13 protein-coding genes are annotated in these 26831 nt (G+C 66.6%); 3 read left to right on the top strand and 10 right to left on the bottom strand.

Annotated elements, in window-relative coordinates; all coding sequences use genetic code 11:
- The 5 genes from Pma05_RS39870 to Pma05_RS39850 form a co-directional block, all read right to left on the bottom strand.
- A partial coding sequence (locus Pma05_RS39870) for an McrB family protein (RefSeq protein WP_203862731.1) occupies nt 1-2257 on the bottom strand: 2257 nt, incomplete at its 3' end.
- The gene (locus Pma05_RS39865; protein ID WP_203862730.1) at nt 2254-6387 is read right to left on the bottom strand and encodes an Eco57I restriction-modification methylase domain-containing protein; all 4134 of its coding nucleotides are present in this window, start codon (nt 6385-6387) and stop codon (nt 2254-2256) included. The genes Pma05_RS39870 and Pma05_RS39865, both read right to left, overlap by 4 nt.
- Entirely contained in the window at nt 6384-9275 is a 2892-nt protein-coding gene (locus Pma05_RS39860) for a DUF8741 domain-containing protein (protein WP_203862729.1), read from the bottom strand. Before Pma05_RS39860 ends, Pma05_RS39865 begins: the two co-directional genes overlap by 4 nt.
- Complete coding sequence (locus Pma05_RS39855) at nt 9272-14425, bottom strand: DEAD/DEAH box helicase family protein (RefSeq protein WP_239314121.1); 5154 nt, start codon at nt 14423-14425, stop codon at nt 9272-9274. The genes Pma05_RS39860 and Pma05_RS39855 overlap by 4 nt, the downstream gene beginning before the upstream one ends.
- A 373-nt stretch (nt 14426-14798) precedes the next feature.
- The gene (locus tag Pma05_RS39850) at nt 14799-15221 is read right to left on the bottom strand and encodes a hypothetical protein (RefSeq protein WP_203862727.1); all 423 of its coding nucleotides are present in this window, start codon (nt 15219-15221) and stop codon (nt 14799-14801) included.
- 657 nt (nt 15222-15878) lie between these two features.
- Here Pma05_RS39850 and Pma05_RS39845 point away from each other — a divergent pair.
- The gene (locus Pma05_RS39845; RefSeq protein WP_203862726.1) at nt 15879-16490 is read left to right on the top strand and encodes a DUF6879 family protein; all 612 of its coding nucleotides are present in this window, start codon (nt 15879-15881) and stop codon (nt 16488-16490) included.
- A gap of 30 nt (nt 16491-16520) precedes the next feature.
- Entirely contained in the window at nt 16521-18938 is a 2418-nt protein-coding gene (locus Pma05_RS39840) for an ATP-binding protein (protein ID WP_203862725.1), read from the top strand.
- On the opposite strand, the gene Pma05_RS39835 is transcribed toward Pma05_RS39840, so the two are convergent.
- The 5 genes from Pma05_RS39835 to Pma05_RS39815 all read right to left on the bottom strand — a co-directional run bounded on the left by Pma05_RS39835 (nt 18925) and on the right by Pma05_RS39815 (nt 25075).
- Nucleotides 18925-19791 (bottom strand): methionyl-tRNA formyltransferase, encoded by an 867-nt coding sequence (locus Pma05_RS39835; protein ID WP_203862724.1) that lies wholly within the window; start codon nt 19789-19791, stop codon nt 18925-18927. The two genes, Pma05_RS39840 and Pma05_RS39835, sit on opposite strands and share 14 nt — an antisense overlap.
- Nucleotides 19792-19896: 105 nt before the next feature.
- On the bottom strand, nt 19897-21438 hold the full coding sequence (locus tag Pma05_RS39830; RefSeq protein ID WP_275414822.1) for a UvrD-helicase domain-containing protein: 1542 nt from the start codon (nt 21436-21438) through the stop codon (nt 19897-19899).
- Nucleotides 21401-23179: an ATP-dependent nuclease gene (locus Pma05_RS39825; protein ID WP_203862722.1), complete on the bottom strand. Its 1779-nt coding sequence runs from the start codon at nt 23177-23179 to the stop codon at nt 21401-21403. Before Pma05_RS39825 ends, Pma05_RS39830 begins: the two co-directional genes overlap by 38 nt.
- A gap of 42 nt (nt 23180-23221) precedes the next feature.
- Complete coding sequence (locus Pma05_RS39820) at nt 23222-23527, bottom strand: transposase (RefSeq protein WP_239314111.1); 306 nt, start codon at nt 23525-23527, stop codon at nt 23222-23224.
- Between the two features lie 69 nt (nt 23528-23596).
- Nucleotides 23597-25075, bottom strand: coding sequence for a recombinase family protein (locus Pma05_RS39815; RefSeq protein WP_203862720.1), 1479 nt, complete (start codon nt 25073-25075; stop codon nt 23597-23599).
- Nucleotides 25076-25898: 823 nt separating this feature from the next.
- On the opposite strand from Pma05_RS39815, the gene Pma05_RS39810 reads away from it, so the two are divergent.
- On the top strand, nt 25899-26825 hold the full coding sequence (locus tag Pma05_RS39810; RefSeq protein ID WP_203862719.1) for a Shedu anti-phage system protein SduA domain-containing protein: 927 nt from the start codon (nt 25899-25901) through the stop codon (nt 26823-26825).
- The last annotated feature ends 6 nt before the right edge of the window (nt 26826-26831 follow it).

Here is a 26831-nt window from a genome sequence, read left to right as displayed (position 1 = left end):
ACCTCGCCGCCATCAACGAGTGGCTATAACCGACTTCGACACAGGCCCTAGCCGCCTGGGTAATCCGGGCGCGGATGGCCGCGAGTCCGAATCGGTTGCGGATCTGGGTCCGGGTGAGCCGGCCGTAGTAGTGCTCCTCCAGCAACGGCATCAGGTCGTACCGCCATACCCGGTCGAGTGCGGCCTCGCTGTCGAGGTTCGGCTTCATGAGGTATGACGGGCCGATCTTGAAGTCGTGGTCCTCCTCACCGATCGACTCGTTGAGCGCAGCGAGCAACGCGGCCCGCTCGTCACCGTCCTTGTCGTTCGCCGTCAACCAGTTGCCGAGCACATCACGCACAGGCGGATCGTCGGGATGCAGCTCGATGAACGCGAACCGGCGCCGGATCGCAGCGTCCACCAACGCGATCGAGCGGTCGGCGGTGTTCATCGTGCCGATGATGAAGACGTTGGGCGGCAGGTTGAACGCCTCGGACGGCGAGTATTGCAGGCGAATGGTGGCCTCGCGGTACTCCAGCAGGAAGTACAGCTCGCCGAAGACCTTCGCCAGGTTCGCCCGGTTGATCTCGTCAACGATTAGGACGTACGGCTTCTCAGGATTGTTCCTGGCCTCGGCGGCGATCTCCCGCAGTGGACCGGGTGCCTTGGCGAAGCTCACCGGTCCGCCGTCGGCGCCTTCGATGGGGCGGAACCCCTCGAAGAAGTCCTCGTAGGCGTACGACGGGTGGAACTGCACCAAGCGGACCGCGTCGCGCTCGGCGACGTGCGCCGCGAGCGCCCGCGCGAGGTAGGTCTTGCCGGTGCCCGGTGGCCCGTAGAGGACGATCTGTAAACGTTCCTGCCATAACTCCAGGAGGTCCTGCAACCATTGTCGGTTGATGTACAGCCGCGTGGCCAGGGCATCCGTCACCGCCGGCAGCTTCGGGACAACGCGCACGGTCGCCTGGACTCGGTCCGGCGGGCTCGGCGCCTCCGGGGTCTCCGTGTCCACCTCGACGAGGGCGGCCAACACGTCCAACGCGCCGGTCAGGTCGACCACCGTGCCCTGCTGATCCAGCTCGGCCGGCAACGGCGCCGGCAGCACGTCCACCGCGATCGGGGCGCTCGTCAGCCACCCAGCGGCCCGACGCAGGCGCGCGCCGCCATCGGTCGGACTGTACTCCGGATCGCCATCGAGAACACCGACATACAACTGGTCGTCGACCAGCGTCACGACGATGTCGTCGCTGTCCATCTGTGACAGGAACGCGTGGTACTCGTTGGCCAGGCTCACCCGCTGGGCGTAGTCCAGATGCTGGTAGCCTGCCTCGACGGCGGCGCGGACCTCAGCCCTGGACGCGCCTGGGGAGACCTCGCCCAGGTGGGAAGCAGCGAGCGAGACAAACGACTCCGCCCTCCAGCGCGCCACCAAGTCATGGCCGCCTTGCCGGGGTCGGATCAGCCAGGCCCGACGCTCGCCTGGCGGCCTCTCGGCCTGCTTACGCCACTGCGCCACGAACGGCTGCTGGTAGAAGTCGACCGGCTGCCCGACCTGCCCCTGAATCCTGACCGTGGTGGCGAAGAGATCCCGGTTGAGATCACCGGTCGACTCCATGGATGGATCGGCGAACGCGTCGCGGATCGCCTTCTTGTGCGCCATGTTGAGGATCGGCAGGAAGTATGAAGGGAATCCCAGGTACAGCAGCTCTTCGCGCAGCGACGGCATGAGCTTGTACTGGTAGACGGCGTCCTGCCACGCCCACGGGCCGGTGAACGCCTGCTCCCGCTGATCCTGCGGCAGCGACCACCAGCCGCAGACAAACTCGACCGCGTCCACCAGCCATTTCCACAACATCGTGTGCGCGCCGGTCCCGCCGTTCCACGTTCCCTGAGTAAACGCAGCGAGGACACGGTCGGGAACGGTAACCGGCTCGCGCATCCAGCTCAACACAGTGGTGACACGAGTATGAAGCGTTGCGGTCGTCAGGTTGATCAGAGGAAGCCCTTGCAGCGTCAACAACTCCGCCGCGAGCTGGATGGCATCATCGGAGGCGGAGCCAAGCTGACGACGTAGCTTGACCAGGAACGGGTCCCCGCCAAGGTCCGGCTGCTCGTTGTAGCGGCGGTGCAGCTCGCCTGCCGTGTCAGGGTTCCACACCGACCGCTCAGGCGTGAACAGCGACCGACCATGTTGAAGGCCCTGCTCGATGAGCTCCCGACCGACCTGCCGGACCAACTCGTCATTACGCGACGGGATGAGTACCTGGCTGTCACTCATGCAAGCACCTCATCCCGTGCCGGGTGACGCGCACCCTGACCGGGTGGCGGATCCACGATTGTGGTGTACGGCTTGCCGCTGTCGATCGCGTGCTGCATCGCGTCGTAGATCTCCAGGATCATCCGCTTGGTGCGGTACTCGCCATAGGTTTTCTCGTCACGCTCACGGACTACCTTGAAAGTGTCCATGATGTAGTCCACGTCCACACGGGCCACGCCATAGAGGTGGAAATACGCGGAGTCTAGTTCGGCGCGCAACAACGCTCGTCGGCCACTATCCCAAACGAACGGGGGGCCTTGATCTTCCAGGTCGCGGGCGAATCCCTCCAGGTCGTACGCCGTGTAGCTCAGTTCCAGCACCCGTACCATGACCCACTCATCCAGGTTGCGACCGGTTGCATCCCAGGGCACCTCCCGGCCGTAGACCTCGGGTGGCAGAACCGGAAGCTGCTTCATCACGGTGTACGTAACGTGGGCGCCGGACAAATTCTGCCGAGTGACGTAGTCGATGCAAAAGGCAGATAGATTGGCCGCCAGGCAAGCAACGAGAGATGGGGCTTGTGCTGGGAGAGCCAGTGGATTTGTGTGCCCCACAGCGGCCCGAGGGATGATGGAAGAAATCAGCGTCCGCTCATCAACACTGCGCGCGATGTCTCTCCAACCAAGAAGCCAGCTATATGGCCAGTCTGGCTTGCCTCGATCTGGGTCGCCTGCCAACTTGTCGTCGACGAGACTCTCGGACACCCAGTAACGTGGTAGTGCGCCGAGCGCCGGATCGCCATGCGCTACGTCATCGAGCCGAGGCAGCGTGCCGACGTTGAGCTGCGCCTGCGTGGCCCCTTCGTATGTGGAGAAGCGGTGGTCGTAGTGATGTGCCATTTTTGCCTCGTACAGCGGCAGCAGTTGCTCTTGACTGCGGTGGTAGCGGTTCCCTTGCCGAGACCAGCCGTCTGCATCCGCCTTGTCTGCGGTTATGAAGTGTCCTGAGTCATTGGCCATGTGGAGCATCGCCATGAATGACAATTCCCACGGATTTCCTTCTGCCCCACCGTCTCGCCATAGCACCGGAATTCGGCGGTAGATACCGATGGTGGTCTCAGCATCGCGCCGGGAAACGAACACGGGGCACGTACCGGTATTGGGGTTCAATAGCAAGATCTCGTCTGGCGTGATTGCGTAGGCTCGCTCGGTGATCTGTGCGGCTTGGCGCACGCGGAACGCCAATAAAACCTGCTTAGATGGCCGCCCGGATAGCGCGAGCAATGCAAACCTGTACGAATGGTGAACACTCGGGAAGACTTTGTCTTCATTCTCGAAATCGTGGAGTGTGACCAGGTGCTGCCGTTCGACTAGATCGCGGAAGAACCGCTGCGTGGTCGAGTCGGTGGCGATGCCGGTCGGGACGATGATGCCGAGCCGTCCGGTTGGGCTCATGATAGAGCGAGCGGCCTCCGCGAAGATCGCATAGGTGTTGATGTCGCCGGTGGCGGTCAGTGGATAGCGGCCCGACTCCCGAATCAGCGCGCTGACGCCGTCGGACATCCGTAAGGCTGCTGTCCACTCTCTGTGCAGGGCGCGGTCGGCGGTGCTTTCGGAGTTCTTGAGAGCCGCTATGAGCTTCTTCCTCGCAGCCGCCGTAGCGGCTTTCGTGATCTCGGGATGGCGTGCGGCGAAGAACTCTTTCTCCTGAAGCTTGACTCGCTCCCATGGCGGGTTTCCGAGGATGCATGAGAAACCGCCGCTCCAGCCCTGCGGCGTCGCGTCGACCGTCGCCTCATCGACATGGAAGATCTCGGGGAACTCCAGGTGCCAGTGGAAGAATCTGTATTGGGCTGCGATTTTCTCCGCGTACTCGGTCAGGTGAGCGTGTGTCATGCTCAGTGGGCTGTCAGTGATGGCTCGCATGATTGCGTTAGTTGGTGGCTCGGGTGCCGAATTCGTTCCTGCTGGAGGCATGGGCCATACGAACGCAGCGCACCAGGTATCGGCTCGGAGGCGTTGCGCGCGGTATTCGGGCGACTGCTCGTGCTTTTCCCATCGGTCTGCTTGAGCGCGGATCGCGTCGACGTCGTCGGGGAGGCTGAGCAGCGCCGTGCGCTGGGCGGCGAGCGCGGCGTTCGAGACGTTCGGGCCGGTGGCGAAAATGAGCGCATCCTGGGCGTATCCGCGCTTGGTGGCGGATTGGATCGCAACCTCGACCGTGGCCTGTGCCTTGTTGTTCCTGCGGGCGGTGGCGGCGCTCTTTTTGTCGTCGCCTTCGAGTTCTTTGAAAGCGGCGTCGGGCAGGTCGCCGTGCAGCAGGGTGGGGGTTACTCCGAGTAGGGAGTTGCCGATGCGGATGCGGGCGTCGAGGAAGCCGAGGGGCTTGCCCGGTTCCAGGGCTTCCATCCAGAGCGACACTTTGGCCAGTTCGGCGGCGAGGTCGTTGAGGTCTACGCCGTAGATGCAGTGTCCGACGACGTCGCGCAGGGCGTGTTGGATCTGCGTGGGGGTGGGTTCGTCGTCGCCGGAGCGGACTTGCGCCAGCCGGCGTGCGATGCGGCGGGCGGCGGCGACGAGGAAGTGGCCCGAGCCGCAGGCGGGGTCACAGACGGTCAGGGCAAGCAGGCGGGTTTCGGCGTCAGCGGGGCTGGACGCGCCGGCGATGGCTTCGTCGAGCAGCGGATCGAGCGCGGTATCGAGGAGCGCAGAGACCAGGCTGGGTGGGGTGTAGTAGGAACCGGTGGTTTTGCGGTCGTTGCCGGAGACGGTGACGAGCCGGAAGGTGCGATCGTCCAAGTCGACGCGGGGTACGAGCTCGAGGAGCGACTCGTAGACGCTGCCGAGTTCTTCGGCGCCGAGGTTGCGGTAGTCGACGGGCTGCACTCGTTGCCCTGGCAGAGCTACCCAGGCGAGTTTGCGGATGGCGGTGAGTAGGTCTTCGTTGGTCAGTTCGCAGCCGAGTAGCGGGTCTGCGGGGAGCCGGTCGATGGTCGGTAGGTGCGGGTCGGGGTCGAAGAGTCCGGCCAGTGGTGGTAGTCCGAGGCCGGGATGTCCGTGGCCGCCGAGGGCGCGTAGGACGATCGTCTGTGCTTGCCAGAGGTCTGGGTGTGGGCTGCCGGCGCGGCTGCGGGACAGCCTGCGCAGGCGTGCGGTGGAGAAGTATCGGCTGTATCGGTCCCGTGCCTGGGTGGTGGCGCTTGGGTGGAGCAGCGCGTCGCGGTCTTCGGCGACGAAGCAGAACAGCAGTCGGTAGACCAGCCGCAGCAGTGCGCGGTGGTATTGGGTGGTGCTGAGGGTGCCGTCACGTAAGGCCTCGACGAGGGGCCGGTTCGTGGGGTGCCGGATGAATCCGGTGCCGAGCGCGGCGATGGCGTCGGCGACACCGTCGCGGAGCCGGTCGAGCATTCGGGTTCCGGCTTCGGCGGCTTCGCCGCGCCAGGTCTCCAGCCAGCAGCCGGTAGGGGTGGCAACATCGAGGTCGCCGGCGCCGGGTCGTTGTTCCAGCCGGGAGACGTGGCAGAGCTGCCACATGAGGAGGAACTCGGGGTAGAGCTCGCCGTCGAAGATCGTTTCGAGGTCGAATTCGAGGTAAGCGGAGCCGGCGAGGGCGGTGGAGTCGCGGAGCAGCCGTAGGCGTAGCCCGTTGGACAGGATGCCCCACAGGTGGGCGTCACTGCGGTTGAGTAGCTCTTGCAGCATGGCCTGGGGGGCGCGGGCGGCGCCGGGGACGTCGGGGTTGCGGTGGTTGAGGTCGACGCCGGGGCCGAGGAGGTGGATCGGTACGTGTTGCCAGGCGTGGGAGACGGGGTAGCGCCGGTCGTCGATGGTGTAGCCGGCGGGTAGTGCGGGGACCTGTCCGTAGCCGAGTTCGCGGAGCAGGACCAGCAGCCACCGTTCCCGGGCTGCGGCGATGCCATGGGTGCCGGGTGGTTGGGTGGCGGTGTGCTCGCGCCAGGCGGTCCACGCGCTGCGCAGGTAGGACCAGGCTCGGCTGGCGGCGTCGCGGACGGTTTCGCGGCCGACAAGGTGATAGGAGGCGGGTGCGAGGCCGGTGGGGTCCTTGAGTTCGCCGGCCTGGATGCGGGCAAGCAGGCCGGGTGGTACGACACCGCCGACGGCGTGGATGCCTTGGAGTCCGGGGCCGCTCATGGGTGGGCCGCCGGTCGGTAGAGGTAGACGCCGAGTACGTCGACAGGTAACTGTGGTTCGACGGTCAGCCCGCGGATGCCGAGTGCGCCTGCGCGGTCGCCTCGCGCAGCGGTGCGGACGCGGACGTGGGCGTCGCGTAGTGACTCGGCGAGTTCGTGGGCGAAGCGGTCGAGGTGGCTGGTGATGGCGGGCATCGCGCCGAGGACTCCCTTCATGATGTTGCGGGCGATGTCCGCGCTGAGGTTGCGGTCGGGTTGTGCCGCCAGGAGTGCTTCGACCTCGTCGGCTTCCAGCCAGTGCGGGTTCGCCGGGGTGCCGGTGAATGCGAGAGGTCGGGCTTCTTCAGCGACCTGGGCGTGGGGGCCGTACCGTCCGGGGAGGGTGAGGTTGGCGCGGACTCTGGTCAGCAGCAGCACTGTCGCTGTGGTGACGGCGTTGGTGACGATGACCCCGCATCGCCGGGCTGGCCGGGCGGCGGTGGGCAGGGCTGAGTCGAGTGCGGCGTCCAGGACGTAGCGGGCGACCGAGGCTGAGGCGGTGTCGGTGCGGGCCAGTACCGCCGCGCCGCGTGGCGCGGGCAGGTCTCGGTGGAACGCGAGCGGTTTGGTCGGGTTGCCGAGGGCGTCGCGGAGTCCGACGGGCAGGCCGACGGCTTCGACGGTGAAGCCGTACGGTTCGTTGGTCAGGATGCCGCCGCACTCCTGCAGGGCGGTGGCGACGAACCCGGCGACGTTGTCGGGGCTGCCGAGCGCGGACCGCATGGCTTCAACCTCGCGGCGTACCTCTTCGGGGCGAATGGTGTGGTGGGCGTAGCGGCTTCGGCTGCGTCGTTCGGCTTCGGCAGTGCTCTGCCAGTCGAATTCCAGTTGCTGGGCCTCCGCGGGGAGGCCGATGTCGAGGGTCTCTTGCACGTAGGTGCTGCCCCGTTTCATGACCCCGTCCATGAGGGCGGTGAGGACCTGGTCGCTGGTGTCCGGCACCGGGACACTGATGCCGAGGTCGCGGCGGATCGCCTCGTGCTTGCGGATTAGGACGTCCATGACAATGCGGTCGATGACGTTGTCCGAGCCGTAGAGGGTGACGGCGCGGACGACGTCGCGGGGCTGGCCGAAGCGGTCGACGCGGCCTTCGCGCTGTTCGTGTCGAGTCGGGTTCCAGGCCAGGTCGTAATGGACTACTGCCTGGAAGTCGTGTTGGAGGTTGACGCCTTCGGAGAGGCAGTCGGTGGCGACCAGGATCTTGTTGGTGGCGCCGGCGCGGTTGGCGAGGTCACGGACTCGGGCGGCGCGGTCTTCCGGCGGTAGTTCGCCGGTGACCACTTCCACGACCGCTTTGGGGAAGGCGGAGGCGAGGTGGTTGGCGAGGTAGTGGGCGGTCGGGATGAAGCGGCAAAACACGATCGGGTGGAAGCCGTCCTTCAATAGCCGCTGGACGGTGGTGGCGACCAGGGCCAGTTTGGTGTCGTGTGCGGTGCGCTGTTTGGCGTCCGGTTCCTCGGCGATGGCCAGGGCGCGGCGGCGGAGTTCGTGCAGTCTCGCGGCGTCGCTGTCGCTCATTGCGGATTCGTCGTCGAACAGCGCTCCGGGCACGGCGTCCGCGGTGTCCAAGGCGTCGTCGTCAACGAGGTCGAGGACTCCGGCGGCGCCGGCGGTGTCGGCGGCCTGCTCCGACGCAGCACCCGCCGAGGCGGCTCGGGTGGCGAGGGTCGCCGCGGCGGCGGCGGGAGAGGAGGCGAGGGAACGCAGCAGCGACAGCGCCGACCACCACCGGACGCGTTGCTGGACTCGGCTGCCGCTGCGGTCGGTGATCTGGCCCTGGACGTAGGCCAGGACGTCATCGAGCAGGCCCCGGTAGGCCGGGGACAGCTGGTAGGTCCGTTCGTCGGTGGCCCGGTCGGACGGGAACTTCGTGTCGGCGCCGAGGTAGTCGCGGATGTCGGCGCGCCGGCGCTGCACCAGGTGGGCGGCCAACCGTCGGCGGCCGGCTTCGGCGGCGAGGTTCGTGTCCCGCAGGCTCGGGTCGAGCAGACCGATCAGGTTGCGGAACGTTTCTTCCTTTCCGCTGTGCGGCGTCGCGGTCACGAGGATCAGATGCCGCTCGGCGTCGGTGGCGAGGTCTTTGAGTAGCCGGTAACGCTGGGTGCGGCCTCGCCCGCCGGCACCGGTCTCGTCGCTGACGCACGCGTGCGCCTCGTCGACGATGACCAGCTCTGGTGCGGCCCGCAGGAAGTCGTCGCGGCGCATGTCGGACTTGATGTAGTCGGTCGACACGATCGTGAACGGGTACCGTTCGAAGATCGACTGGCCGTACTCCAGGCCACGTTCCAGGCGGCGGACGGTGCCGGGCAGTACCGGTTCGGCTTGGATGCCGAACTTCGCCTGCAGCTCCGTTTGCCACTGTTCGGCGAGGCTGGGCGGGCACAGCACGGTCAGCCGCCGGGCGCTGCCTTGTGCGAGTAGTTCGGCGGCGACCAGGCTGGCCTCGACGGTCTTGCCGATGCCCACGTCGTCGGCGATCAGCAGCCGGGTGGTCTCCTGGCGCAGCGCGAGCAGCAGTGGCACGAGCTGGTAGGGGCGTGGGTCGACGGCGAGGCCGGCGAGGCTGCGGAACGGGCCGCCGCTGGCCCGGAAGCCGATCCGGAGCGCGTCGCGCAGCAGGCGGGCGCTGCGGTCGTCGCCGAGGTCGTCCGGGTTGGGTGTAGTGAATGTGGCGTGGGTGACGCCTTCGTCGATGAACACCCCGGCCACGTCGTCATCGCCGCCAGCCAGCGGTCGCAGCACCAGGAAGTCGGTGTCGCTGCCGGGTAGGACGACCCAATCCCGGCCTCGGGCGGTGACAAGGGACCCGACCGGGAAGGCCGGTCGGGTCTGCTGTGTCGGGGCGGTCATCGGGTCGCCTCGCCGAAGACGCCGGGGTGTGCGGCTACTGCGGTGAGTATGTCCTCGGTGGCGCCGATCTGAATCACGTTCCAGCCTCCGAAGATGAGTGGTGTGGTGTCCTGCTTATGGCCGCCGTCGTCGTCGATGAGGACGACGGTGGGCACATCGGCATTGTCGTAGACCAAGTCGATGCGGATGCCCTCGACCTCAACGCCGATTCGGCTGGGCAGCCGGTGGCCGTGCTCGCGTAGCAGCCGCAGCAGGGTGGCGGTGGGGCCGGACGCTTCGAGAGGGTGTTCGTCGTGGGCGACCTGCGGTGCCGGGTCGTTCACGGGGTGGGTTGTTGCCGTGGCGAGTTCCTGAAGGGTCGGCGCGACCAGCCGACGGTCGATCAGCTCGTGCACGAGCTGGTTGCCGTAAGACAGCAGGCATCGGTAGCAGCCGCGCACGCAGGCGGTGTCATCCTCCTCGCCGCTGTCCGGATCGATGTGGATGATCCGTAGCGCCTCGGCGGCGACCCTCGCCAGCGCGTCATGCTCAGACTGCAACCGGCGCAGCACACCCGCCCCGCCCTCGGCCGCCTCCACCAGCAGCACCCGGCCGCGGTCGTCGCCGTCAGGAAGCAGCTCGCTGGACAGTTCGGAGTCCTCCAGCTGGAACACGGCCTCGATGCCCCGCTCAATGGCGTACTGGAGCGTGGTCGCCTCCTCGACGCTGACTGGCTCGGGCCAGCGTAGGACCAGGATATTGCGGCGGTCCTCCACATACGGTGTGACCAGGTCCTTGCGGTTCACGTCCTCGAACTTGGCCTCAAGATCCTCGTCTGCCCCATCGTCGGTGCCGGCGCCTTCCTTGCCTTCTTTCTCCGACAGCCAGCGGCCCTTCACCAGGTCGAGCCAGAAGCCGTGCGTGTCCTTGTTCTTGCGTGTACGGCGGCCGAGGTTCGTTACGCGGATCTCGGCGGCGTCGCCGTACGCCATCCCGGCCAGCGGCACCCCATCGGCGGCGAGCACCTCGGCGACGAACCGGCCCGGCCGCCCACCGCGAAACACGAACCGGTACGTGGTGCGCAACTCGAAACCGATCCGGTTGCGCTCCTCCTCGTCGGCGCTGATCCGCTCCCGCCGCCTGGTGATCACCGTCTGCATCTGCAACAGGTTCTTCCAGGTGGTGTCGAGCCGCTGCCCACAGTTCTCACAGACATCGACACCAACCTGGCGGGGATGGTGGTACCCGCACGCCTCACACACCCGCGCCGAGGTGCGGACCACCTCACCGCTGACCTGCTCGTCGCTGCCGCGCGGCAGACTGATTCGGCTCACCTGGTATCGGGCGCCCTCGTGATAGATGAGCGCACCCGGTCCGAACTCGGAGATCGCCAGGAACCGCGGCCGTTGCAACCAGGTGTTACCCCTCCCCCTGCTGCCCGGCACGTACGCGGCCAGCGGCAGCCGGGGGAAGGAGTAGCCCGGCAGGAAGCCCTCCGATGCCAAGTATCGGTAGGTGTAGAAGTCGCTCTGTCCGGCGTCGTCGGACTGGTTGAGCAGCAACTCAATGCGCTGCCTCGCCTCACGGTACCGCTGGTCGGCGTCCTCACGATTCTGCCGCCCGACCGTCGCGTCGGCCGCCAGGTCCGCCGCCGCCTGCCGTTCTGCGTCGGCGGTGGTGTAGAGGTCCCGCCAGCGGCCACAGGCTAGGTCAAAGGTCTCGAATGCCGCGTCCACCACGCCGGTCACCCATTGCGGCGTCCACCAGGCCGAGCCTTCCAGCACCGGATGCAGTGGCCGAAGTAGGGCCTGCGCCGCCTGGGTCGCCGCGGCGGCTGCCTCGGGCCGCCGAAGCTTTTCGGCCAGCTCTGGCTGCACCGGCTGGCCGGGCAGGTTCAACGCCAGCACGTCGGCCATCGAGCGCTCCAACCGGACACCCGTCTCCGCCAGCCATACCGCATGGATGTGCGAGCGAACCAGGTCCTCGTTGGCCAGGTCGAGCCGGGGCGCCTGCACCTGGCCGGACACCATCAGCTGCGACCGCTCGAAGTAGTACGAGTCATGGCTGTTGCCGCTGGCGCAGTAGGTCACGACCAACGCCGGCTGCCCCGAGCGGCCCGCACGTCCGCTGCGTTGCGCGTAGTTCGCCGGGGTCGGCGGCACGTTACGCATCCCCACCGCGTTCAGCGAGGAGATATCCACTCCCAACTCCATGGTGGGCGAGCAGAACAGCAGCGGCAGCTGGGTTCCCTCCCGGAACGCCTGCTCGCGCTCCTCCCGCTCCTCCGCGCGCACCTGTGCGGTGTGCTCGGCGGCCCGTAGCCCCGCCAGCTGCGACCCGACGTCCAAGTACAGGTCGCGGAAGAACGGCACCACCCGTGGACGCTGATCGGCTTCGAACCGGCGACGTACCGGATCCGGTGCGCCCGCCGTACCGTCGCCAGCCCGTAGCGACATCGCCGACGACTTCACCCGGTAGCCCGTTTCGCCTTTCTCCACCACCTTCGCCAGTACACCGTGGGTTTCCAGCAGTTTCACCAGGGCGCCGATGACGTCGTCCGCCTCGGCCGGCGACAACGGCCGCCCAAACCGGTCCCGGTGCCGCAGCCACCGCCCGTAGCTGCCCAGCCCGGACAGATAGAGCGCGTGCCGAGGCCGGTACTGGCCACCACGACCCGCGATGGCCAACCCGATCACCGGATCCGGCTCGGTCTCCGGAACAGTCCACAGCCCGGTCAGGTGCTCCCGGCTCAGCCTGCGCAGCCGGTCCACGAACTCCGGGGTCAACGCCTCCGCGTCGACCGCCAGGACGCGCCGCATCTCGTCCAGCAGCACGCGAGTGATCTCATACCGCTGGCCCGGCTCAGCATCGACCAGCAGCTTGTGGGTACCGTTCCACTCCTCATCGCGCTGGGACAGCGTCACCAGAAGTGGGTAGTCGACCACCATCAGCCCGGACTGTTCGAGGTTGGGCAGCGTGACTCGCCAGCCGCGTTGCAGGTCCCGTAGCACCCGGAACTCGACCACACCGCGCAGCGCACGCTCCGCCGCTCGCAGGTCCAGTGCCTTCGGCGCCTGCGCGAAGTCGCGGGGCTGCAGACCGAGCCGGCGGCTTACCGCCTGGCCGATGTCGAGGGGATCCAACCCGTCGTCGCCGTCCGCCTGCGCGTCCACGGTGGCCCGGTACAGCGCTGCCCGCAGCTGCACCACCAACGCGAAGTCGTTGAAGTGCCCCGCCTGCAAGCTGGCATCCTGCCGGTTGTCGACGAACGTCAGCAGCTTGCGGGCATCCGCGCCCAGCGCCACCTCCGGCTGGCTCCGCAACGCCCGCACAATGCTGGACGCCACCACGGTCATGGCGCTGCTTCGGCCCTCCCGATCAAGGGTGACCAGCTTGCTGAACTCGTTGCTGCGGACCTGCTCATAGGACACACCACATCGCAGGCAGAACCGGAACGTCCCCGGCATCCACGCCGCGACCACGCCACCCTCGACCGGCTCACCCGCCGTGCCTACCATGGTGGCGGTGCCGTCCGGCTCCGCGCGATAGCGGATCGGGACATCGCGGCGTCTCGCCGGCACCACCTGGGAACCCGCGCCATCGGCCGACAACCACGAGCCGGGCAGGCGGCCCTCGGCAACCGGATCAGCCGGCCACTCCCGGTCCGCCGAGACGAACAGGTAACCGTCATCGCTGTCGGTGATCCGCAGCCCGTGACGCGCCCGGAAGACCGCCGTCTGCACATGATTTTCCCGACGGGCGATCAGATACTCCTGGCCGCACTCCCGGCAGAACGCCAACGGGTACAGCCGCCGCTCCGGCTGACCAGGCAGCACCACCTGGAACGTCGTCTCGATTGCCCGAGACGCCACGGGCTCCAAGGTGCTGTAGACCGTGCCGCCCTTGGACAAGAACTGATGCAGCCGAAACGCGAACAACGGCCGCCCGGTCTCCTCGTCACGGGCACGGGAACCCGCCAACAGAGTCGCCCGGATAGCCGTCGCGCATTCGTCCGCCGAGCGCCCCGTCACTGCGGCCAGTGTCACCGCCGCGTCATTGACCTTCGTCGGCTGCTGCCGTACCAGCCGGCCACTATCAGGCTCCGCCACAACCCCGAACGTGTCCTCGATCCACGACGCCAGCGGATCCGCGCTGAGCTGCGCGTAGCCCGCACGCAGCGCCGGGTCGTCCGCTTCGGCGTCACCGCGCGCGGCGACAACCGCCGCCAACCGTGCCGGCTCGACGTTCCGAGCAGTCGTCGCGCGCACCAGGGTCTCGGTGATGACGTGCTCCGGCGTCACGTCCACGCCGAAGATCCGCGATGCGACATCGGCGACCTCGACCTGCTGCTGGGCCACGGTGCCCGCGTTGGCCATCGTCGCCGACGTCCCGACGCACTGCAACGTCTCCCCGGCGCCGCACGCGTCCCGGACCCGGCGCACCAGCATCGCCACATCCGCGCCCTGCCTGCCCCGGTAGGTGTGCAGTTCGTCCAGCACCAGGAACCGCAGCCCGTGCGCCGCCTCCACCAACGGACGCCGCTCATCCGGGCGGGTCAGCACCAGCTCCAGCATCACGTAGTTCGTCAGCAGGATGTCCGGCGGATGCTTCAGGATCGCCCGCCGCTCCTCCTCGCTCTCCTGACCCGTGTACCGGGCGAACGTCACCGGAGGTTGACCGTTGTAGCCGAACTCCAGGAACTTACGCATCTCCTCCTGCTGGCTGTTCGCCAACGCGTTCATCGGGTACACGACGATCGCCCGGACGCCCTGTCCGGGCCCCTCCCGCAGCACCCGGTCCACGATCGGCACCATGTAGGCCAGCGACTTACCGGAGCCCGTTCCCGTGGTCAGCACGTACGACGCTCCGGTACGGGCAACCCGCACCGCCTCGCTCTGGTGCCGGTGCAGGGTGATCGGCGTCGTGCCGGCATCATCCGGAGCCTTCTTCACCCGGAAGATCCGCGCGCACTCCTGTTGTAGCAAGCCCTCACGAACCAGGTCATCGACCCGGCCACCAGGCTCGAACGACGGGTTCAACGACGACCACGGCGCTGGCCACTGCGCGCCCCGAGCGCTCTCCGCCTCAACCCGGGCGCGGATCCGCTCGTCGTGGACATCCACGAAACCCTCGGTGAAGGTGCGATAGTCGTCGATCAGCCGCCGATGCACCTCGAACGCGTCCAACGCTCACCTTCCATCCGCACCGATGCCGAGAGGCCCATTGGATCAAACGGCGCACAACCCAGTGGCAAAGGGTAGCGAGTGATGAGCAAGGAGTGTGCCGCCCAGGTCTCGGCCGGAACGGCTGCAACCTAGCAGTAGCAACCTCAGTTCAGTAAAAATGCGATCATTACATAACGTCACAAACGGCGCGCTACTCACTCAGAGCGGCCCGCTCAAGAGGACCCGAATCCCATACGTCGATCAAGCCAACACGGCGCCGGTGATGTCGGCGGGCGACCCGACCGAGGCTACGTAGTGAGCTCCGGGACGCCCCTCCCGGGTGTCGTTGACCTGCTCGTGTCCTACCAGCCGGTGACGGTCAGTGCCTCGCCTCGGGGTTGCGTGGGCTGGCATCGCCGAACGAGATGCCGCCATGTACGTCGCGAGCCTGCACTACATTGCCTCCGACCGAGCCGGAGAAGTGGTTGACGATACCGTCGGTGCCAGCTACCAGGTGAGGGACGAGGTCTCGCCAGAGACGTTGGAGCTCATGACCGAACGTCGGGTCTTCGGCCGTTGCCTGTGCGAGTTCTTCCCGAAGGGACTGGATGCGGGTGTCGTCCGCCGGGTCAGCCTCGGCTTCGGCGAGCGCCGCCTGCGACGATCCGTGTCCCTGGAATCGGCGCTTGACCAGCCGTGCGAGCGCGGCGAACGCCGCCTTGCCGCCCTCGGTCAGCCCTTCGACGGCCTTGGCCGCCAAGGTGAGCGCAACTGCGGTCAAAATATCCTCGTCCGCGACCATGGCTTCCCGTTTTCCCTCACGCCAGTCGAGTCGACGCGCCTGCCCTGCGAGGCCCAACGACATACGTGAGCATAGATGTCCACCCATCGCGATGGGGTGCTCCGGTCAACATCCCGACCTCGGAGCCGCGCTGCTCGGCTTCCCGTGCCCAGGCTCCGGCCGCCGGCCAGTTGGCCTTGCACGCGGAGTAACCGTCGAGGCCGGAGCCCCATTGCCATCGTGGCAGCCCAGGGTGGTCAATGGGCCTGCGGTAGATACTCTGGGTGTGCGGATCGGTTTGGCTGGCAATGGAAAACCTGTCACGACCACGTCGCCGCCAATGTGTTTGACCCCCAATCATCGGTCATGTTAGGATTACTCAGAGTGACATTGCCTCTCGAATGGTGAGGGAAAGCATGACTCAAAAGTGGGAGCCCGACTCCTCGGCGTCATTCTTGCGACGGCTGGGGAGGTCGTCCCACGAGCTTGGGCAAACCTCCGGAGACGGCAGCTGCCCAGATATCTGGGAACTCGACAACGGCGATGTCGCAGTCATCGGGGCAGACCTGACCGCGTCGTACGAGGCCAGGCTGCCAGACGGCGTCAGCATCGACCCCGGCGAGCGTCTCGTCGTGATCCCCCGAGGGACGATCCTCGCAGCCAAGGCGGACATTCCAGATGCGTGATCTTCTTGACGGCGCAGTGGGCGAGCGGATGGAATTGAAAGCCTACTACGCCGACTTCGAAGAGAAATTCTGGGCGACTACTGAGCCAGGCTTCTGGAAACTGGAACGGCAGCAGTTTTTCAAAGAACCGGACCTCGAGAGCTGGCAAGCCTTCGCGAAAGGCGATTGGCAAGAGTCGTTGCGCATCATCGAAGCCGGCCGACCCGCCATGATCGACTATTACCGAAAAGTCGAGGAACGCGGATTCGTCACCCGACGGGTCCGCGTCGTGGAGCAGCCCATCATCCCCTACCTTCAGTGGGAATTGCAGATCTTGCGGATGCGAGACCAGTACGGCGGGAGCGTGCGGATCGTCGACGGGGAGCAGGTCGCGGACTTTGAGCACGACGCCCCGCTACCGGAGATCTACACCCTCGGCACGACAGTCATGTACCAGGCCGTCTATGACGACGACGGGGTGCTGGAGTCCGCTCGCCGGTTCGTCGACCGTGACCTCGTGGCGCGCTGCCAACGGTTCATCCAGAACCTGTACGAGATCGGCCAGCCGTTGGAGCCGTTCTTCGCCGAGCACGTCGCGGTACTCCCACCGCCACGCCAGCCGTAGTCGTCGTTCCAGCTGATCGGAAAAGCGGCGATGCCCACCGATGAGCCCGCCGACCGGGACGACACGGTGTGGCACGGCAATCGCATGGCGGCATCCGGCACCACGGGCGATGTCGTCCAGGCCCGCGATGTGCACGGCGGCGTGCACTTCCACCGGTCAGAACCCAGGACCGACGTCACATTCGCGGTAACGCCGTCGCAGCTTCCCGGCGACGTCCGGGGATTCGTCAACCGGCACACCGAGTTGGCGGACCTCACCAGCGCCCTGACCGGCGACCCCGAGGAACCGCTGGCCGCCGCCGTCACGGTCATCACCGGCACGGCCGGGGTTGGCAAGACCTCCCTGGCACTGCACTGGGCACACGGCGTCCGCCACCAGTTCCCGGATGGCCAGTTGTACGTGAACCTGCGCGGCTACGACCCGGGCATGCCCGCCACACCCGAGCAGGTCCTGGACCGGTTCCTGCGCGACCTCGGCGTCCCGGCGACGGCCATTCCGGCCCACCTGGACGACCGCGCGTCGCTGTACCGCTCGCTGCTGGCCGATCGCCGGATGCTGGTGATCCTTGACAACGCCGCGACCGCCGGCCAGGTCCGGCCACTCCTACCAGGAACCGCCAGTTCCCTGGCCGTGGTTACCAGCCGCAGCCGACTCTCCGGCCTCATCGCCCGTCACGGCGCCCTTCGGGTCGGCGTGGAAATCCTGCAAGAGGACGACGCCGTTGCTTTACTGGGGAACGTGACCACCCGGTACAGAGTCCACGACCAACGCCACGAACTGGTGGAGTTGGCCCGGCTTTGCGCCCGGCTGCCGCTGGCGTTGCGGATCGCCGCCGAACGCGCCGCCAGCCGGCCCATGATGCGCCTCGACGAACTCATCGCCGACCTGCGCGACGAGTCAGGACTCTGGGACGCGTTGACCGCCGAGGACGACGACAGCGACGCCGTCCGCACCGTGTTCGCCTGGTCCTACCGGGCCCTGCCAGAACCCGCCGCGCGGCTGTTTCGCCTCCTCGGCCTGCACCCTGGCAACGACTTCGGCCTCCCCGCAGCGGCGGCACTCGCCGACACCGACACCAAACGGGTGCGCCAGCAACTGGACGTCCTGGTCGGCGCACACCTGCTCGAACAACCCGCACCAGGCCGCTACCAGTTCCACGACCTGCTGCGCGCTTACGCACTCGATCAGATCCGCCTCCTCGAACCCCCGGACGCCCAGGCCGAGGCGCTGCATCGAGTCCTTGGCTGGTACCTGCACACCGCTGACGCCGCCCAGTCCCGCATCGCCCCCTTCGACCGCTACCGTCTGACCGAACCGGTCCCGACAGACGTACGCCCCCTCACCTTCGACAGCTACGAGAGCGCCCTGCGGTGGTACCAGACTGAGGCCACCAACCTCGTCGGCGCGACCCGGGCCGCCGCCGAGGCGGACCTGCACACGTTCGCCTGGCAACTCGCCGCCGTGCTGCGCGCCATCTACATCCACCAGAACGCCTTCGACGACTGGCTGGCTACCAGCCGCATCGGCGTCGACTCCGCAGCCCGCACCGGTAACCGCGCCGGGCAGGCCGAAGCGCTGGAAAGCGCCGGCAAGGCATGCTTCCAGTCCCGCCGGCTCGACGAGGCGGAGACCAGTCACCGCGCCGCGTTGGCCATCCGCCGGAGCCTCGGCGACCGGTTCGGGGAAGCCAAATCCATCAACGCGCTGGGCCTGATCGGCCTGCGCCGCCGCCGGCTCGCCGACGCCCGGGCGTCCTTCGGCCAGAGCCGGGCAATCTTCCATGACCTCGGCGAACGCCGCTGGGAAGCACTCATGCAGAGCAACCTCGCCGAAACGCTCTGCGAGCTACAACAGCCCCAGGCCGCGGCTGAGATCCTTAACGCGGCGCTGGCGGTGTTCCGCGAACTCGGTGACCGCTTTGGCGAGGGCAACGCGTTGTTCCTGCTCAGCTGGGCACAGCGGAGGCTCGGCGACCTCACCCGCGCACGTGCCGCCATCGATCAGGCCCTCACCATCGCCGACGATGACGAGAACCAGGTATGGCAGGCGCACTGGCTGGTCGAACTGGGTAAAGCCCAGCGCGCCGCCGGGCAACCCGCCGACGCGCTGATCTCCTACCAGCGGGCAGCCTCGATCCAGCGACAGCTCGGCGACCGCAGCCGCGAAGCCTTCGCGATCGAGGGCGCCGGCCAGGCATATGAGCAGCTGGGCCGCGTCGCTGAAGCCACGGACTTCTACCGCGCAGCTGCCGACACCCACCGCGAACTCAACGACCGATGGGGCCTGGCGCAGAGCCTGCACCACCTCGCGAGCGCCCTCGACCAGCAGGACTACCCGGCGCAGGCCAGGTCGTACTGGGAGCAGGCGCTGCCATTGCTCGCCGACTTCGACGACCCCGAGGCCAACACGCTACGCCAGCGGATCACCGAGGCACTCACGAACGGGTAGCAGGCGGCTGCGCCAGCGCCGATTCAACAATCCAGATCGGGCCATCAGCACACTCCACCCGGATCCCCTCTGCCGGCTGCATACGTGTCCGCAACACCTTCAGCCAGCGGTCACCGACCCGCGCGACGGGAGCGTGGCCAGGACCCATGAACCGGAACATCCGCACCTGGTTGTGCACCTCAGCCGAGGTCCGCGACCAGTCCACCACGGAAAACTCCGGCTCCATGAACCCCGCATACGAGGCGCCCGCCTCGCCTTGCGGCACTCCCGGCGCACCCCTCGCCACCTTGTCGAGGGCGGCCATCAGCACGTCACCGAGGACGGGGCGGATCCGCTTCCACAACCCTTGCGGGGTGACATCCTCGTCGAGCGGGACCCCACCCCGCTGGGCGAGGATCGCACCGGTGTCGAAGTGCTCATCCATCCGGTGGACCGTCAACCCGATCTCCGCGTCACCGTTGCGGATCGCCCACAGCACCGGCGCCGGACCTCGATACCTGGGCAACAGCGACGAGTGCACGTTGACCACACCAAACTGAGGAGTGCCCAGTACGGACGCCGGCAGCTTCCAGTTGAAGCCGTAGACCACCAAGAGATCCAAACGGTAACCAGCAAGGGCTTCGGCCAGCCCCTCCGCAGTACCGGGCAGCAGCAGATCCATGCCCGGCGGCAACGCCTCAAGTAGACGACCAGCAACCGCAGCCGCGTGAGCGTCCGTCCGACTCTTCGGCTTCATCGAGCGACAATACACATAGGCAACAGGTTCATGGCCCGCCGCAACGCACGTGTAATGCAGGGCGGAAAACTCATCGGCGCCAAAAGTCACGAGCGCAACGCGCATCGGGTCTGCCACGTCCGTGACAATACCGTCCCGATTGGCGTCAGCCTGCCTCGGGCGAAGGACACGACGGGTAGCGGCGTTCAAGTTCAGCTCCGCTGCTAGTCGTCCACATTGCCATCAAAGCAGCATGGGTTGCTGCACAGCGGAACCTCGACGGCGCCCGGGAGTTCGACCGGAGCCGCCGCCGACCGGTTGACGTGGGCGGGTACGCAGCTCGGGCTGTGCACTGATGACTGTGAGTGTCTTGCGTGCGCGAGTTAGTGCCACGTAGAGGCTCGTGGGGTCATGCTGGTCGGCATCGAGGATGATCGCGTGGTCGTACTCCAGCCCCTTGATCAGCGTGGGTCGGGAGATCGTGTGGTGGCTGGCCCTTCGGCCCGTCGCGCGAGTGCGGTTGCGATGCTGGATCGCAGCGTCGGCGACGGACTGGCCATTGACCTCTGCTGTGCGCAAGGCACTCAGCACTGTGTACCAGGCATCGTGCCGGTAAGTGGCACCGCCGGGGAGCCGGCCGATGGTATCTAGCGCCTCGCGGACGGCAGCCGGTGAGGGGTCGGTAAGAAGTGCGGATAGGTGCTTCTGGGCACGCTCTGCTCCAGGTCGGCGCAGCCCCGTGATCGGCCTACCACTTTCTAGCTTCCGAACGTCGTCGCTGTTGATCAGTTTCGAGATGCCGCTGGTGCAGGTCTTGCCCCACTTGGCCGTCGCGGCGGCGATACGGGGTGCATCACCCTCATCCACGATTCGAGCAAAGTTGACCATGTCTTGTCCCTCGATGGTCTCCATAACGCTGTAGGAGCCGTTGAGAGTGCGAGCAACGCCGTGGCAGTCGTGGTCGCGAATTCCGATTGCGACGATCGAGTCGTTCGGGAATTGGGCACGCAAGTCGCGGCAGGCCCGGACCATCGCGCGGTACTGCTCCGACTGGACCCACCGTACCGGCGTCTCGTCGCCGATGCGGAGCGGACGCTGCTGGCTGAAGTCATCGCGGACGGTGAGAAGCCACTGCCCGAGCTGTCGGTTGTGGCCCTGCCAGCGCCAGGGATAAGCCTCGATCCGCAAGTCAGGCCAGAGAGATTGAATCTCGTCGCGCCATGACGGAAGTGGGTCGTCATGGTCCCAACCGAAGATCGCCTGAAGAGGATCGCCAAACACCGCCACGGGCACTGCAGCGGCGACCGCCGTGGTGAGGGCATGCTGTCGCATTGTGCAGTCCTGGTACTCGTCGACGATCGCGAACGCGTACGTCGCGGCGAGAACCTTTTGCAAGCTGGGGGCTTGGACTACGTGGGTAGCGCCCTCGTAGTAGAGGGCCGACGCCGCCCAGTCCGGCTCGGCTGGAACCGTGACACCCGCCAGGTATGGATATTGGCGAACCAGCCGATGCGACCAGCTCGCAATCGTGTCGATGCGGACTGTGCGGGATTGAACACCCATCGCTTTGATCCGTCGACGAAGGGCGTCCATGCCCGCATGGGTGTGAGTAAGGATCAACGCTCGCTCGTGCGCGTCGGCGGCGAGATGCGTCATTGCTGCGATGATCTCGGTCTTGCCCGTGCCGGCGGGCATTGTCACGGAGCAGGGCATCGCCTTGCGGACGAGCAGCGCATCGGCGTGGGCGCTAGGGCTTGGGGGTATCGGTGGGCTCCTTGTCGCCATAGATGAACTGCCGGACTTTGATCAGCTCGGCCCCGAGATGGGTGCTTCGGTAGTGGTTCCAGTGCCGGTAGATGAACTCGCCGAGGGTTTCGCCAGCGTCCTCGCGCTTGAACCAAGCCTTGTCGCTGTTCTTCCTCTTGGAGCCACCGCCAGCAGCGGCGATGATCGCTGCTCGAACCTCGTCAAGTGTGCAGCCCGCGGCCGTCCACGCATCGGGACTGCAAGGATCTTCCTGCGCTGAGAGCTTTGGCAGTTCAGTGCATAGGTGACTGCACACTGCCTCGCTGCTCTTGTGGTTGGCGGCCAACTCTACGATCTCGCGCAGCTCTGCAACCTCGGCCAAGACGGAGATGATCTCTGCCTCGGTCGAGTTGCCGTGTTGCCAGCGGGCGATGGATACGCCGGCGCCTTCGGCGGCGTCGATGTTCTTGTCGACGCCGCGATCGTCGTTGTCGACTAGCAGCGCCGCCGTTACGCCGAGTTCGTGGTAGACCTTGGCTCGGATGGCAGCGTTGGCGCCGCCTCCGTTAAGGAACGCCACGCCTAGCGCCGCGTGAGTGGGCACGTTGCCCATGATGCGCTCGTCGTCCCAGCGGCGGATCAAGGCTCGGAGGATTCCGGCCTCGGTGGCGCCTTCCCCGACGACGACCTTGCGGGCGAGGATTGCCGACGGGCCCGCCCGTAAGGCGCCCTGCGCCTCATTGATCTCTTCCGGTACCGGCGTAACCTCGGTGACGCCGCTGTCCCTGTCGTTGCGTACGACGCTGATATCCGTCGCTACCATGGCCTGCACGGCGATCGGCGAATGCGTGGTGACGATGACCTGGCCGCACCGCTGGTCTGAGCGTTTGCGCAGCTCATGTAGCACATGGAGCAGCCGGTGAGGTTCAAGCCCGTGTTCGATCTCATCTACCAGCAAGATGTTGCCGTCTTGGGTCGCCAGTTCCTGGGCGGCGATGCTGATCAGCCGCCTGCTACCCAGCCCGGCGTGGGTCAGTGGAACCGTGCCCTCGTGGAGTAGGAGAGCCGACGGCGACGCGGAGGCGACCGGATCCCAACCCGGCCTCAAGTCCGTAAACTTCCCACCGCCAATGGTCCCGGCAGCAGTCGCGACCTGGCTGGCGGTGGCCTGCAGATCCGCACCTACGTTGTTGAATACGGTTTCACGTGATGTGCGACGTACGGCAGTAACGGCAGCGTCTGCGCCGCCATCCGTGAGCCTCGCCAGTGCTGAGCCGCGCCCCCACCGAAGGTGGGTGTCGACCCGCTCGTCAACTCGGAACAGGCCGAGCGCGCGTCGCCGCCCGCTGGTCAACGGCATCCCGTCGTCATACGCGCCGTGCCGAACCACCGTCCACGACGGCTCGAGGTCGGCGTCGACGGTGAGCTGGAGCATGACGCACTCCTCGGAGGCAGGTGCGGGGTCATGTTCGAGCTCGCCGCTTGGGGTCAGCCCGGTCAACCACATGCCGAAGCCCGCCTCAGCGTCGAGCAATGCGGTTGTGAGGTCACCGATGAGCACGCGCAGCACGATCGGCTGACTCACATCGCAGTTGTAGAAGTCGGCGTCGCTGAAGGTGACGTTCGGACGAGAAGTCAGCACCAATGCAATCGCGTCTAGCAGCGTGGTCTTGGTGCTGTCCCCGGCTCCCACCAGACAGAGAAAGCGCTGGCAGGGCAGCCGCCACTCGGTTTGGCGGATACCCCGAAAGTTTCGCGCGGTCACCCGCCGGATCTGCACCGGAGCAGTCTACAGCGGTTAAAAGTCTGATGTCTGTTTCGGTCATGGTGGTTCTGGTTCCCGGCTGAGTCCGGCCTGGACGAGGAATCCGGGGACCAGATCGGGTCGGTATTGGATGCGTTTGAGGCGGTTGCGGATGATCGCGGCGAGGTGGTCCACCCCGTCGACGGCGAGGTTTCCCAGCCTGGACTTCATCGTTGACCACAGGCCCTCGACGGGAGTGAGGTCGGGTGCATACGCGGGTAGTTGGACCACGGTCATCCAGCGGTGGCGGGCGGCGATGAGCTGGCGCATCGCCGCGCTGGTGTGGATTGCGGCTACCCGGTAGGGTGACAAAATGGACACCATGAACGGTGGAAGGGTACTTTGTGTGCAGAGTCGATGAGAAAGGCCGAAATTCATCGAGGCTCGGACACGTTAACCCCCACGGGTGGTCTTCACGGTTGCTAAGGGTGACTCGGCGCTGGTGCGGGATCGCGGGTGATCGTGTATCGCCGACCAGGTGGGGACCTTGGTGATGGTCAGCGTTCCGCCAATGGCGCAGGTGACGTGGACATCGTGTTCGAGTAGCGCGGCTACAACGGCGTTGGGGTCGGCGGCCGGGATGCCGAGCCATTGGGCAACTTGCTTGATCGCTTTGGCTTCGTGGATGTAGACGTTGCGCGGGCGGGCCATCCCATCTGCCGTTGAGCTGCGATGGCCGTGGCGGCAGCGGTAGGCGGCGTGCTTGTTGACCCAGTGGGCGTCGAGGATCCGGTCGCATTCCTGGCAGCGGATCAGTCCGGTGAGCAGGTAGCGTCCGCTTTCGTTGTCGGCCGGTGCAGGCCGGGCGTTTGCCTGTTGGGCGGCGACGAAGTCGTGTTCGCTGACCAGCGGCGGATGCGCGATGTCCCGGGAGATGACCCACTGTTGCATCAGGTTCCAGCGGCGTACCTCCGATTGACCAAGAAGATCATCGGCGGCGTCGAGCGGGCCGCGGTCGGTGTGCTGCCGGTTCCAGACTTGCCGGCCGGTGTAGCGAGGGTTGGCCAGGATCGACGCCACCGTGCGCAGGGTCCATCCCGCGCCGCTGCGGTGCGGGTTGCGGCCGGGGTCAACGCTGGACGGGCATGGGACGCGCCGGTGGTTGAGGTCGCGGGTGATCCCGGCGACGCTGCGCCCGCTGAGGCGTTGGGCGAACATCCACTGCACGTGCGGCGCGGTGGATGGGTCGGGTTCCAGTCGGTGGGCCACGCGTCCCCACTTGGCGTGGGCCGGGTTCGGGTGCGGTCCCACCGCAACGAGGCGGTATCCGTACGGCGGCCGGCCGCCGAGATGACGGCCTTGCTCGATCACCTGGGCGCACATGGCCGCCTTCGCCCGAAACCGGGAGCGCTGGACCTCCCGTTTCGAGTGCACGCCGAGCAGGGCCAGTAGTGACAGGTGATGCTCGTTGCCGGTGTCGACCGGGCCGTTGAGCTCGGGCAGCCACAGCTGCACGCCGTACAGCTTGAACAGCGGCGCGAGGTCGCGGAACTGGTTGCCGTAGAAGGCCCGCTCGAACTCGCCCACGACCACCGCATCGAACCTGCGGCCGGGATCGGCCAGGGCTGCCAGCAACCGCGCGGCTTGCGGGCGACGTGGCCAGGGCACCTGCCGGGAATAGCCGACGTCGAAGAACTCGGCCACGATCACGCCCCGCCCGTCGATCACCTCCTCGGCGAAGTCGCGCTGCCACCGCGCCGACGACAGCCGATCCTGGAACTCCCGGGTCGACATCCGCCCATAGAAGGCGAACCGTATGCCCACGGGATCTGGTGGTGTCGGGCGCCGCGCCCGCAGGCGGCCTCGCCGGTCCGGCTGCTGGAGCCACCAGCCGAGCAGGTCAGGACCGTTCAACTCCGGCGCATACTGCATCAGGACCCTCCCCATGTCGAGGCTTCGTTAACAGTCGTAGCCGTCAATATGGATGGACAACGATGCGGCCCTCCGCAAGACTCGGCCACTTGCACATTTGTCGACCTGACCTCCCCCGATCAGAGGGGGTTGTGCATCGAGAGTGATGAAGGAAGGGCGCGAGGTATCTCCGGCGCGGCACCAGCCGCCACTACGCCATCAGGGCTCTGCGTAGGCCGCAGACGGCGTCGCAGGCTGGGTTGACGCCCCCGCGGCGTCCTGCGACAGGCCGTGCCACTCGGAATCCGCAACCATGATCCCCTCAAGGATCCATGCCGCCAGTGCCGTCCGGTCGTCGGGCAGATCGAGCCGGTCGCCGTAGCGCAAGAAGTCCGGTCTGTATGAAGAGTTGAAGCCTGCCCGCCGGGCTGCTGCGGCGCTCTGCGGGAGATGTCGGCGTCAAGGTGGCTATCCTCACAGGCCCCGCCCGAGTCAACGCCTCGCGGACCTCTGCAGGGCGCTGGGCTACGTCGGTGTCGGCAAGGTCGCCACACCAGTCAGCGGCGGTGTCAGGACTCGCTGACCGGCCTTGAGGTCGCGGCGTTCAACTGGACGGCTGCCATCGGGCATGTCGTCTTCAAGGCGGTGTTCTGGGCACAGGTCTCCTGGAACCATGTCGACCGGATCGAGTTCGGGGAGCCGAAACCACTCGTTCCCGTGTGGGCCGAGTCCTGACTGGGCCATGTCGACTGGCCCGTTGGGGATGGCTCCCACGAGACCGAGCTGACCGCGTTGAGCCGCCCATCCTCGACCGCATATGGGCGCGCCAGCGTACGCTGCCCGCGTGACCGAGACGGACTTCCGGACCCCGTTTGTTGGCCACTTGCCCGGATACCCTGCGGAGAATGAGCGCACGGCGCCTGGGCGCCCGGTCGAGGAGGTCTACAGCAGGCTGCTGTTGGAGCGATGGCGGCAGTTCATCGACAGCGAGGAGTCACGAGACGAGCGCCTTGTTCAAGCGTTTCTGGAGCGGCACCCGTGCCTGCTGCCAGGCAGCCATACGGTTGATGGCGACTCCGGACACTCGCCGTACCCGATGGCCGTCATCTCGCAGCCGAAGCTTCCCGGACTGAGCGACCGCCATCCGGACTTCATGTGGATCGCTGTGCACAGTACCGAGGTATTCCCGATCTTGATCGAGATCGAGACACCGCACAAGCAGTGGCTCTACGGTGATCGAGCCGAGATCCACAGCGACCTGGCGCACGCCCAAGGGCAGCTCGCCGAATGGCGGGCCTGGTTCGACGCGGGATACAACCGCGACCTGTTCATTGATCAGTACGGGCTCCGGAGCTTCATCGAGGACAGGAAGCTCAGTCCGCGGTTCGTGCTGATCCACGGTCGAAGTGAGAACTACACCAGTAGCAAATTGCGGCGGCAGAAGCAGGCTCAGCTGGCGCGGAACCACGAGCGCATCATGTCCTTTGATCGACTGACGCCCTGCAAGAACAGCGTGCTCTACTCCTGCGTCCGACGGGAGGCGGACGGCTATCGAGTCATCGCCGTGCCGCCGAGTCTGACGATCTTCAACTTCGGCGATGGGTACCAGCCTGCGGCTGGATGGCATGAGGCGCTTGACACCTGCGCCGACATGGCGGTCAGCCGGCGCGAGTACCTGAAGGAACAGCTCGCCCTGCTGGTGGAGGAGCCCGACGCCTACTACGAGATCCATAGCGGAGGGTTTCGGACGCTCAGGGCGCGCTGGCTGTGAGGTATC

Origin of the sequence: Plantactinospora mayteni (assembly GCF_016862935.1) — a bacterium.
In the GTDB taxonomy this organism is placed as follows: Bacteria; Actinomycetota; Actinomycetes; order Mycobacteriales; family Micromonosporaceae; genus Plantactinospora; species Plantactinospora mayteni.
The sequence above is the reverse complement of the archived record's forward strand: the minus strand, read 5'-3'. Positions and strand labels throughout refer to the sequence as shown.